General features: G+C 40.7%; 10 protein-coding genes. 3 read left to right on the top strand and 7 right to left on the bottom strand.

Features of this window, described 5'->3' with window-relative positions; translation table 11 throughout:
• Positions 1 to 169: 169 nt before the first annotated feature.
• A complete protein-coding gene (locus tag ACXAHI_RS12340; RefSeq protein WP_474848225.1) occupies positions 170 to 1,093 on the bottom strand; it encodes a DMT family transporter in 924 nt (307 codons plus the stop codon).
• Positions 1,094 to 1,114: 21 nt separating this feature from the next.
• Positions 1,115 to 1,846, bottom strand: coding sequence for an MOSC domain-containing protein (locus ACXAHI_RS12335; protein ID WP_474848223.1), 732 nt, complete (start codon positions 1,844 to 1,846; stop codon positions 1,115 to 1,117).
• Positions 1,847 to 1,976: 130 nt separating this feature from the next.
• Between ACXAHI_RS12335 and ACXAHI_RS12330 the strand changes: the two genes are divergently transcribed.
• Positions 1,977 to 2,159: a hypothetical protein gene (locus ACXAHI_RS12330; RefSeq protein WP_270180680.1), complete on the top strand. Its 183-nt coding sequence runs from the start codon at positions 1,977 to 1,979 to the stop codon at positions 2,157 to 2,159.
• Here ACXAHI_RS12330 and abc-f read toward each other — a convergent pair.
• Complete coding sequence (abc-f, locus tag ACXAHI_RS12325; protein ID WP_474848221.1) at positions 2,156 to 3,817, bottom strand: ribosomal protection-like ABC-F family protein; 1,662 nt, start codon at positions 3,815 to 3,817, stop codon at positions 2,156 to 2,158. The two genes, ACXAHI_RS12330 and abc-f, sit on opposite strands and share 4 nt — an antisense overlap.
• 467 nt (positions 3,818 to 4,284) lie before the next feature.
• Here abc-f and ACXAHI_RS12320 point away from each other — a divergent pair, with 467 nt between their 5' ends.
• The gene (locus ACXAHI_RS12320) at positions 4,285 to 6,030 is read left to right on the top strand and encodes an N-acetylmuramoyl-L-alanine amidase (protein ID WP_474848219.1); all 1,746 of its coding nucleotides are present in this window, start codon (positions 4,285 to 4,287) and stop codon (positions 6,028 to 6,030) included.
• 45 nt (positions 6,031 to 6,075) lie between these two features.
• Here ACXAHI_RS12320 and ACXAHI_RS12315 read toward each other — a convergent pair whose 3' ends face one another.
• The 3 genes from ACXAHI_RS12315 to ACXAHI_RS12305 form a co-directional block, all read right to left on the bottom strand.
• A complete protein-coding gene (locus ACXAHI_RS12315; protein WP_474848217.1) occupies positions 6,076 to 6,504 on the bottom strand; it encodes an OsmC family protein in 429 nt (142 codons plus the stop codon).
• The gene (locus ACXAHI_RS12310) at positions 6,501 to 7,070 is read right to left on the bottom strand and encodes a TetR/AcrR family transcriptional regulator (RefSeq protein WP_474848215.1); all 570 of its coding nucleotides are present in this window, start codon (positions 7,068 to 7,070) and stop codon (positions 6,501 to 6,503) included. The genes ACXAHI_RS12315 and ACXAHI_RS12310 overlap by 4 nt, the downstream gene beginning before the upstream one ends.
• A 553-nt stretch (positions 7,071 to 7,623) precedes the next feature.
• Complete coding sequence (locus ACXAHI_RS12305; RefSeq protein ID WP_474848213.1) at positions 7,624 to 8,124, bottom strand: carboxymuconolactone decarboxylase family protein; 501 nt, start codon at positions 8,122 to 8,124, stop codon at positions 7,624 to 7,626.
• A gap of 158 nt (positions 8,125 to 8,282) precedes the next feature.
• Between ACXAHI_RS12305 and ACXAHI_RS12300 the strand changes: the two genes are divergently transcribed.
• Positions 8,283 to 9,386 carry a diguanylate cyclase gene (locus tag ACXAHI_RS12300; RefSeq protein WP_474848211.1) on the top strand — a complete coding sequence of 368 codons (1,104 nt, stop codon included), beginning with the start codon at positions 8,283 to 8,285 and terminating at the stop codon, positions 9,384 to 9,386.
• 79 nt (positions 9,387 to 9,465) lie between these two features.
• Here the strand turns inward: ACXAHI_RS12300 and ACXAHI_RS12295 are convergent, their stop codons facing one another.
• On the bottom strand, positions 9,466 to 11,334 hold the full coding sequence (locus ACXAHI_RS12295) for a PAS domain S-box protein (RefSeq protein WP_474848209.1): 1,869 nt from the start codon (positions 11,332 to 11,334) through the stop codon (positions 9,466 to 9,468).
• Between the last annotated feature and the right edge of the window lie 232 nt (positions 11,335 to 11,566).

The following is an 11,566-nucleotide window of genomic DNA, read 5'->3' as shown; positions in this document are numbered from 1 at the left end:
AAATTCTGACAGTATATGACAGCCTAAGGGCAAAAAAAAAATGGGACCCCATCCCATGGATGGGTTCCCTCCTGTGTGGAAATCGAAGCAGCCCATCCATGGGACGGGGGCTTCATTAATGCTCGTACCCGGATAACCGGGTGAATTAACGTCTTATTTACAAGAAATTTTAACCTTTTACACCAGAATAAGTATGCTCTTTCCTTCTCATCACATATTGAACCGTTCCATTACCGAGCATGACGCCACATACGATCAGCACAAACCCTACTATTTGAGAAAAACCGATCTGCTCTCCTAGGAAAATCGCTGAACCAATCAAAGCAAAAAATGGAGTCAAATTATTAAAGATCGCTACTTCCCCTGGTCCGATATGGGAGATCGCTTTGTTATAAAACATATGCCCTAACCCTGTAGCAAAAATAGCAGATGCCGCAAAAACACTCCAGATCGGCCACTGAGATTGTGTTAAGGCCCCAACACCGCTCGGCTCGATGACGAGCGCAATGATAAATAACGTTGAGGAGCCTACCAGAAGCATCCACCCCGTCATAAGCCTTGGACCCATCGTCTCCGTTCCTTTTTTAATGAAAATAAAGCTGATCGCCTGTGTCACTACTGATAAGAAGACAAGAAAATCACCACTTGAGACAGAGCCTGGCTGATTATGTCCACTCAATACGACAAACGAAACACCAACAAGCGCGAGTAGAATACCCGCTCCTTTTGTGAACGTCATCTTATCTTTTAGAAATAAAACAGCAAAGAAAGCTGTCATGAGTGGAACAAGTCCCAATATGAGTCCTGCGTTTGAAGCGGTTGTGCTCGTTAACCCTAGCGCTAGGAAGGAATGATGGCACACCACTCCCGTAATCGCCCCCGCACTGATGTACCCTGCTTCTTTAAAGGAAATCTTTCTCAAATCCTTTCCGATGAGAACAACAGCAAGTACGACTAATCCAGCAGTGAAAATACGAATCGATTGAATCATCACAGGTGTGAAGGTGTTGACGAGCAATTTAATCGCAACTACGTTAAATCCCCATATGACCATGAGTAAAAGCAGCCCACCATACAATACAAAATTCTTCAAAGTATTCCTTCTTTCTTTTATCTATAGTGAGTCGCGATCGATCAAGTGAACGTCGTCACCAATTTTAATCGGTCCAGTCTCGATAACACGTAAGTAGATCCCAAAATGGTTTCGGTGATGTTTTGCAACTCTCTTCAACAGATCTGGTTGTCTAAGACCACTTTCAGGATCGACCGTAATAATCATACAGCGTTCACATGGACCAGTGACCATCACTTTAACATGTTCTCCGATTTGAAGGGTACTCCCGATCCATTCTTGTTCAACGAACGCTTCTTGACTGTTTAATTCAAGCTTCAAATTAGGGCGAAACCTACGATCATCAACATGCTTGCCCCAAGCCTCTGATAACGCTTCGAGGGAAGCATCCGTAACCATCAAAAGGTTCGCCTCTTCGATCGCACCAGTCGGCACATGTTCTGGGTGATAAGAGACCTTTTGGAGTTTTTTAGAAGAACGTTCTTCCATTTCTTCAAGCCATTCAGAATCTGACCATCTATAGCTTTCTCCTGACATTGTCGTAACGATTGGCTCAGGAAAAGCCGTGAGCGAATCCGGTCCGTCAAAGGAAGCTTTGTATGTGACCATGTCAGGAAATTGTGTAATCGTAAGAAACGACTCTTTTTCATCGATGAGTGCATGGCTACGATCCCCATACAAACCATAGTTCATAACCCTCGTTTCACTTACTTTCTCTCCGCGCATCGATTTGATCGGGTGTCTGGTGATCTCTGAAATCGTACCTACGTGCATCGCATTAACCTCCCTACTAGTTATCTTTCCATTAGTATACCCGTTCAACGATCTTTCATAAATTTATTAGTATAAACTTTACTAGATTTGAATAAAACTAGTAATAACCAATAGGAAGGAGATGAGGAAGATGGAAATAAAAGAATATTACTCTATTACGTTGTATAACGAAAACCGTAAAGAGATCTATCGATCTGAAGATGAATACGATAATTTTGAAGAAGCTCACCGGGAAGGCTTCCTGCTTCTCCGCGACAATCCAAAAGCAGACCTCTACTCGATCGATAAGTTCTTTGCTGTTGAGGATGTCTAATTCTCTCGTTTTTTCTTCGTCAAGTTTGATAACTCAACATCCAGCTCCTTTATTTTAGGATCACCTGGAGGCAGTAAACTAATCTCACTAATAATAGCTGATATGCTATTTTCTAAAAGCATTTTCTGCTCCTCACTCGTAGGATCAGTCGTGCTTTTTTTCTTTGTTTCATATTCTGATAGTCCCATTTCAACTCGATGAAACCTGTTCTCCTCATGGACGATTAGACGATCGCACATTTTATCCATGAAATAGCGATCGTGTGATACAACGATCACGGTTCCACCAAACTCCTTTAACGTTTCCTCCAATTGTTCTCTAGAAGGCAAATCCAAATGATTTGTCGGTTCATCCAAGACTAGCACATCATGTTTGTTCATAAGTATACCGGTTAACTTAATTTTCGTTCGCTCACCGAGACTCAACATTCGTATGGGTATCGTTTGCCTTGTTCTCTCAAGTCCCATCGTTGCTAGTATCGTTTTCGCTTGATAAATGTCGTCTCTCGTTGTATAACCAAGCGCTTCGATCGCATTCTTGTCTTTAGGCAGGTCATGTACATCTTGAGAAAGATAGCCGATCGATAACGAAGGACTTCGCCATACCTCCCCTTCTGAACATTCTTTTTCTTCTACAAAAAGACGTAACAACGTTGTTTTTCCACATCCGTTATCACCTATGATCCCGAGCCTTTCCCCTTTTTTAATATAAAAAGAGGTTTTGTCGAAAAGCGTACGATTGTTAAACCGGACTGCTAGATCGCTCGCTTCAATTATCCTCTTACCGTGTCCCGTGCTTTCTTGGAATTGAAAACGTACTTTCTGCTCATCTTTCGGTCGCTCGATCCCACTCTCATCGAGTTTCTTTTGAAGCAGCTTCCGAGTAGACTTTACCTGCTTGTCCATTTTTTTTGCCTTCATACGATAATACTCTTTCTTACCTTCTTGTTTTGTTGAATCCTTATGAGCTTTTTCTGACCAACTCTCTAAAGAGGCCAAATGCTTTTCGATTCGTTTTCGTTCACTTTCTTGAACGTGGTAATGGTGAAGCTGCTCATCATATCTCCGCTTCTTCTCAGCACGATAGTCGGAGTAATTCCCTACATACTCATGAACCTGCCGACCTTCTATTTCGATAACCCTATTTACGGTTCTATCTAGGAAGTAACGATCGTGTGAAATGATCAATACCGCTCCTTTAAAAGAAGAAAGCTCATTAATCAGCCATTCCACCCCTTTTAGGTCAAGGTGATTTGTCGGTTCATCCAACAGAAGGATATCAGGATTGGCTGCCCATATTTTCGCAAGTGAGACCTTTAGCTTCTCACCTCCGCTCAAGTGAGTCTCACTTCCTGAATACTCCCTTACCATCCCGAGCTCCTTCGTTCGTTTTAGGAATTCCCCTTCGATCGAGAAGGCACTGGAAGTCTCCATTTCAGTCGATTGCTGCAAATAGCCAACCGAACCTCTCACATCGACTGCCCCTTCGTCCTGCTCAGAATACCCAGTCAGGATATTGGCAAGCGACGTCTTTCCAGCCCCGTTCGCTCCGACGATCCCAATCCTCTCGCCATGCTCTATAGTAAGGTTCACATTTTCGAACAATATTTTTTCTTCAAATGCTTTTGTTAAATTTCTTACCGAAATCATATTCGTCATCATAACGCCTCCCTATTTTTTAGGGAATTAAAAAAACTCCCCAATTCTGGAGAGATACGTCAGACCTGTTCCCATAGAAGGCTGAGCATAGCTAAATAAGCATGCTCAACGAATGGTAAAAAAGGACAGACTAATCTTATTCTCCAGAATCTCAATTTCAGTATTTGAAAGTTGATCTAGAATAATAAGATTAGTTTTTCATTGCTCCTTAACCATTCCTTCCGTTATGTATTGAACTCAGTTTAAAGAATTAGCAATATTTAGTCAACACTTCGAACCCTTTTTACTAAAAACAAAATTCGATAAAAAACCTGTAATTAGTACAATGGTCTACTAAAAACCCACAAATTCCCCACCGATATATACATTATGAAAGACATCGACAGCGTTTGAAGATAAAGGGGGATCGTTTTTTTTTACATATCTATCGTCACTGAGGTAAAAGGAACAAAATAGGGGGAATTATGTTGCAAAAGCGTATCATTCTGTTTATAGGAGTCATCGCACTGCTATTCGGCTTTACTCTACCTGCTGAAACTTCTGCTAATAGTAACGTAGAACGTATCAGTGGAGAAGACCGTATTAGTACAGCAATCGAAGTATCGAAAAAGTCTTGGCCAAGTCAACTCACAACATCCGAAAAATCAGTTATTCTTACAAGGGCAGATATGCCTTATGATGCACTAGCAAGCTCAGGATTAGTAGGAGTAAAGCAAGCTCCAATCCTACTAACACATTCAACAAAGCTTGACGATCGTGTAAAAAAAGAGATGGATCGTCTGAATGCTAAGAAAGTCTATATTTTAGGTGGAACAGGTGCTATTAGTTCTGGGGTAGAGAATGAATTGAAAAAACATTATTCAGTCGTTCGTTTAGAAGGATCGGATCGCTACAATACTGCTGAAGCCATCAATAAAGCAGCTGGACTCGATAAGTCTAACACAGCGATCGTTGTAAACGGGCAAACTGTCGCTGACTCATTATCCGCATCTAGTGTAGCTGCAATCAAACATTACCCGATTTACTTAACATCAAAAACAAAAACACCGTCTCTTCCATCTAACGTCAAATATGTTTATTTGATCGGTGGAGACTCTGTACTATCTCAATCTGTCAAAACATCATTAGAACAGCAGGGTAAACGTGTGACTCGTTTGTCTGGAGACGATCGTTTTCAAACGAACCTAGCAATCAATCAAGCATTTTTTAAATCTAGCTCTTCTTTCATCGTTGTAAGAGGAACGTCTACACAAAATGATAAAGAAGACTATCCGGATGCGGTTGCAGCAGCTGGACTATCACAAAAACTAGATGCACCGATCGTGTTGTCTCACCACTCTAGTGTTGTTTCAGATGTAAAATCTTATTTGAAAGACAATGCTAAATCAATAAAAGTTCTAGGTGGAGAAGGAGCACTTCCATCTAAGGTAGTCGATTCTTACGAAAGCAAGCAAACCACTGAAGAAGTTGCATTAGGTACTGCTGTCGTAACGGCTTCAAGCCTGAACGTTAGAACTGCTCCAACCCTTTCTGGCACGAAAATCGGTGCGCTTCTAGAGCATTCTGAAGTGGCAATCTATGGATTTGAAGGAGACTGGGTGAAGATTAAGTACAATGGTCAATTTGCTTACGTTCATGGAGCTTACCTTCTTATGAAGACGAGTGATGTATTGAATGGCCTTACGATTGTTGTTGACCCAGGACACGGTGATCATGATCCAGGTGCAAGCAGAGGGAACCTTTTAGAAAAGGATATCAATCTTGATGTCTCCACGTTCTTAGAGAAAAAGTTAAAACAAGCTGGAGCAAACGTCGTGATGACGAGAAAAGACGATACGTTTCTTGAACTTGAGGATCGCTCAGATATGGCAAACCATATCAATGCTGACTCTTTCATAAGTGTTCATACAAACGCAGGTCCTGAAGCAGCTCATGGGATCGAGACATACTGGTACAGTAAATATAGCTCTGAAGAAAGTAAAGCACTTGCAGCAAGCATCCAGAAGCGTTTGATCGAAGTAACGAACGCGAGAGATCGAGGTGTGAAACACGCAAGCTTTTCTGTTATTCGTGAATCAACGATGGCTGCTGTTCTTGTAGAGGTTGGATTCTTATCGAATAATGAAGAATATAAGCTCCTCTTAACGCAATCCTACAGAGAAAAACTAGCAGAAGGTATCTATCAAGGTGTAATCGATTATTACAAGAATTAATAAGAAAGCGTACATCCCGTTAAAGGATGTACGCTTTTTCTATGCTTATGCTTTTGTCCAGTTAGCAGTCATTTCAACATCAGCAGCTTCAAGAGTCGTGTAAACAGGGCAACGAGAATCTACGATACGCTGAAGTTCTTGAACGCGCTCTTCGCTTTCAGATGTTTTTACTTTTGCATCAACGTTGATCTTTTGGAAATATGGGCGAACGCCTTCTGCTCCCATCATTCCTTTTGGATCTAGTTCACCATTGATCGCGAATTCAATTCCTTGAAGATCGAAGTCGATTTCCTTCGCTACGAAGTTTGCGATCGCATTTTCACAACCAGCTAATGATGCAAGTAGTGTTGCGAGTGGGTTTGCACCTTCGTCAGTACCACCCATGTTTGCGGGTTCGTCGATAACGATCTTATGACCGTGAGAAAGACTTTCTGTATTCATTCCTTTAGATACTGCTGTAATTTTTTCGATCATTTGTAAAACTCCTTTTCATTTAAATAGTGAACACGTATAGTGTCTGCAATATTTTTCAGAATAGATACATCCTGATAACTTTTCATTAAAAGAATGCCGCCTTCTAGCTGAGCTACAATAGTTTGAGCATGTTTCTTAGAATCCCCGTCGACAAACTCTCTCAATGCTTCTTCAAGGTTTTCAATCCACGAATGAAGAAGTCCATTCACCTTTTCTCGAAACACTTCATCATGTTCACTCATCTCAAGAGCAAGATTTCCAAACGGACAACCATGGATGTTCGCCTGAGTTTCATGGTACTTCACAGCCCAATCAAGCATCGTATCGAGCTTTTCTCGACCGCTCTGATTCGTTCTAAGAATGTCCTCTATCAAATGTTGATTCCATGTTTCAACAAAGTGATCAACGACTGCGATTCCAAGATCCCTTTTTGATGAAAAGTAATGATAGAACTGACCTTTTCCAATTTCTGATTCGGATAAAATGTCTTTAAGGCTCGTACTTTCATATCCTTTCGAATGGATCAAGCGAGCAGTCGCGTTAATGATTTCATCTCTTTTTGTCATAGATATCACCTTCTAATCGTTAGTAAAACCAACTAGTTGGTGTCATTTTACCATAGGCTATGACCTAAGAGACATGCACCACCTGCTCAATGCATTGAGGCAAACAGTATATTCAGTTAATAAAACCAACCGGTTGGTACAGAATAAATGTAACATCATCCTATAAGATGTGCCAACTAAAACGCTCAGGTTTTATTACCTGAGCGTAAGCTTGTAAAATTCTCGGTGTTGCGTTAAGAGAAGTCCAGCGGTTCCCACTCCAGCTAACGTTAATGGATAAAAGGAAGGTCAGTAATTCTATATTCGCCTGTTAAACCAATAGGACGGAGAGTTCGTTTGGGATTCATTCTCATCAAGTAGGAGAGACGATCGCGGACTCCTGCGGTAGAACGGGCGGCCGAGACCGGGGTGTGGGTTTCACCTCGGGCTTGGACGTTCGTCCGCGGAAAGCATGCGATCGTCATCGACTACGGAATCGGGAGCACCGAATTATGACATAGGTTACTCCTCTCCTCATGAACGCTCAGGTATTATTACCTGAGCGTTTTCTTTCTTATAACCCAAGTCCGATCGACGTTTGATTCGTGTAAGATGTATAGGCGATCAGCTGGTTAATCTCTACGATATTCTGTTCAGAGTAGCCATGCTCTCGTAACTTCTCCAAGTCTTCCTTTTGTAATTCACTAGGGTTCGACACTAGCTTTTCAGCATAGTTCAAGATGTCTTTCACATGTTCTGGAATCGCTTCTGAAGTACGGTAAGACGCCAACTCTTCTACAATGTTGTCATTTTCACTAACCTGCTTTAACAACTCACTATGTCCTTCATAACAATAGTGACACCCATTCAGTTTTGAGACGTATACAACGACCGCCTCCGTTTCGAAGTCGTTCAACACACCGTTCTTTATTGCTTTCGCGAGCGGCATGAATGTCGAAAAGATCTCGGGGCTTTTCGCAATAAGACGATTGAATACAGGAACAGGTTTTTCTAACTCTTCATAAATTGCCATTTCTTTTAGATCAGATTGTTTTGCTGGTTTAATCCACGGCATTACGTTTCCCTACCTTTCATTACGAGTCACTGCTATCATATCAAACATTAACGAAATAGAAACTTCCGATTAAATAGTGCGTTGAATGATAAGAAGATTTTCCCATCATTTGATTAACATGGTAAACTATTAGTATCTACATATTGAGGTGGTTACACATGCAATTGGTTCAGGATTACTTCGGTAATATGATGATAATGCTCGCCCTTTTATTTATCTATTATCAGCACTATAAAGACGAGAATCTCACCCATACCTCTTCCACTAAACGAAAAGTGATCAGTGGATTTTTCGCCGGGATAACTGGCAGTATACTTATGGTTTTTGGGATTGAAGTCGGTTCCAACACCATCATCGATATGAGACACGTACCCTTTCTCTTGGTGACACTTTATGGAGGCTACTTACCAGGCGGAGTCGCCTTGATCATCATACAACTCGTACGTTTTTCATTCGGAGTTACCGTTTCTTCTTATGCTTCTCTTATTCTCATCATTTCATTATATATCGGATACTTGTTGTTCAGAAAATGGAAGATTGAGACAAGGCTCAAGGTATTCTTCATGCTCCTATACTCCAATGTCATGTTCACAATGATCACATCCTTATTGCTGAAAATAGATCCACTTAACAAAATCAATTTACTCTTTTGGATTACATCTTTCGTTTGTGGAATGATGGCAATCTATACATCAGAATATTTACGACGGATCAACCACCTTTTCAAACAATACCAGCTTAGCTCTACAATAGACCCTCTGACTGGTTTAAATAATGTGAGAAGCTTTGATGAAGCAATGAATAGTGCTATCAAAGAAAGCAATACAAAAAGAAAGCCCTTATCGCTCTTGATCATCGATATAGATTATTTCAAACAAGTAAACGACACCTATGGGCATGCTGCAGGTGATGCCGTATTACAACAATTCGGCGTAACGCTTCGCCAAACTGTCGGAACAGAAGATACAGTATCTAGAAACGGTGGCGAGGAATTCACCATCCTACTGAAGAACACAGAGCATCAAGATGCATTACGAATTGGTGAACATGTTCGAACTTCTATTGAGGCACAGCCTTTTAAAGCTACTCAAATGGACACGATCTATATTACGGCGTCTGTAGGGGTTGCGACTTACCCAGATACGGTTTCAATAGGTGATCAACTATATAGTAAAGCAGATCAAGCGTTGTATACTGCAAAACGTAAAGGTCGAAATCGAGTATGTTCCACTACTGAGCTAGATAAGTTAGTCACTCAGTAGGAAACTCACCCTAACAAACTACTAATCTTTACTTTTGCGTCATATCTTTCTCCGTTACAAGAAAAAACCCGTTAGAGTCCTAACGGGTTTCAGTATGTTTGTGAACGATGGGCAATAGGATCGTCACACATGTTCCTACGTTTTTTTCACTTTCTATCTTGATCTCTCCAAAGTGTTCCGAAATGATTTTATTACTAACTGTCATTCCAAGTCCTACTCCTTTTTCTTTATTCGTATAGAAAGGAGTACCTATATAAGGGATACGCTCTTGAGCGATTCCTTTACCATTATCACGAATAACAATCGCTATTTCATCGTGGTATTGGTCGATTGAAATAACAATTTCTCCTTCATCGTGCTCAATTGCATCGATCGCGTTTTTCATGACATTGAAAAATACTTGTTTTATTTGATCACCACGACAGATCGTGAAGACCGGCTTCTTCATCGTATTCTTTATAGTAATGTTTTTTTCATTTGCTTCTGCCTGAGCTTCTAATATCGCATTCTCCATCACCATTTTAAGACTAACCTCGAATGTATTGATCGCTTCAGGCTTACCAAGAGAGAGGAATCCGTTTACGACTTCTTCTAGCTTACTGAGCTCGTTATTGATAATCCGGTGAAACTCTTTTTCTTTCTCATCTTTATCGATTGAAAGTAAGTCAAGAAATCCTTTGATCGATGTTAATGGCGTGCGGATTTCATGTGCAAAACCAGCTGCCAATTCTCCTACAACTGATAATTTCTCAATATTCTTTTTGTATTGATCAATCTTTATCTTTTCCGTAATATCTCTTGAAATAATGACATACCGATTTACTTCACCGCACTCTCCAATAACAGGCATTGCCTTCCCTTCAAAGGTTAGTACTTCACCCGAAGCATGAAGTTTTCGATACGTTACGGTTACAGGCTCTTTAAAGTTACGGAGCTTCGTAAGTGCATTCATGCACATCTCGTAGTCATCAGGGTGAACGTGGGATAGAACATCCTCCCCAACGACGTCTTCTGGTAGATAGTTAAGGACAGAATGATAAGAAGGTGACGCATAGACAACCACGCCTTCGAGATTAACCATGCAAATGATATCACTACTATGTTCTACGATCATGCGATGCTTTTGTTCACTCACACTTAGCTTCTGTTCTGCATATTTCTGCTTTGTTATATCTCTTGAAATCACGATATAGTGATAGCGCTCTTCGTTTTGAACGCAGATAGCTCTTGATTCAAACCAGCGATAGACACCATCGATGCGTAAGAGTCTATAGTCCACGGATATCGGCTTTTTGTATTTCAGGAGACGGTCGAATGCCTCTTTTGCAGCAGTTAAATCTTCAGGGTGCACGTATTTAAATGAGCTAGTACCAATTTCATTCTCAATTCCATCCCTTGAATAGTCCCGATAAGAAGGCGAAACATACAAGAAGTTACCGTCTCGATCTATTAAGCTCACGATATCACTCATATTTTCCGTAATAAGCTTGTAGTTGTACAGCGTTTCCTCTACCAGCTTTTCTTTGCTTCCATTTTCCTCGATTAAAGCGACAGACTGTCCGAGTTCATTCGCTACAGGAATGCCCATTACTTTTAAATATACGTAAGACCCATCTTGCTTTATCCACTTCTGAGTCGAAGGTCCCGGGTTCGTACCATTTTGTAACGAGTGAATTCTACTCGTTACTGCTGTCCTTTGAGATTCATCGATTGTTTCCCATATCGATCGCCCTTCGAGTTCAGAGAGAGTATAGTAACCTAGTAGTTTTAAAGCAGAGGCATTTAAATACACCCATTTCCAATCCTTTTGTATCACGATTGCTGATGAAGACTTATTATAGTAATCGATGAAATCTCTTAGTGCACGCATTTCTTTCTTCGGTTTAGAATTTGATTGAGGAGGTCGCTGAGCATCATGTTCGGTAGGGTAGTAATTCACTCTAGTCATAGGGCCTCCCGTTAACCATTTATATTTTTCAGGACTTTTGAAGGAGAAAACTTATACATTACTTTCTTCTTTAAATAGCCATTTCCTGCAAAATATTCAAGAAAAAGAAGGATTCTCAGGTTTAAATCCTTCCTTATCTTTCCCACTATGAACGTCTCCATCTATCTTTTCCATTTACTAGTTCTTTTGACCGAAAAAAAGAATTCTTTTTTTCAAATTTCACAGCTAATCG

This window comes from Anaerobacillus sp. ABD4_527 (assembly GCF_056160805.1).
Note: the sequence above shows the minus strand (reverse complement) of the source record. Positions and strands in the feature narration are given on the sequence as shown.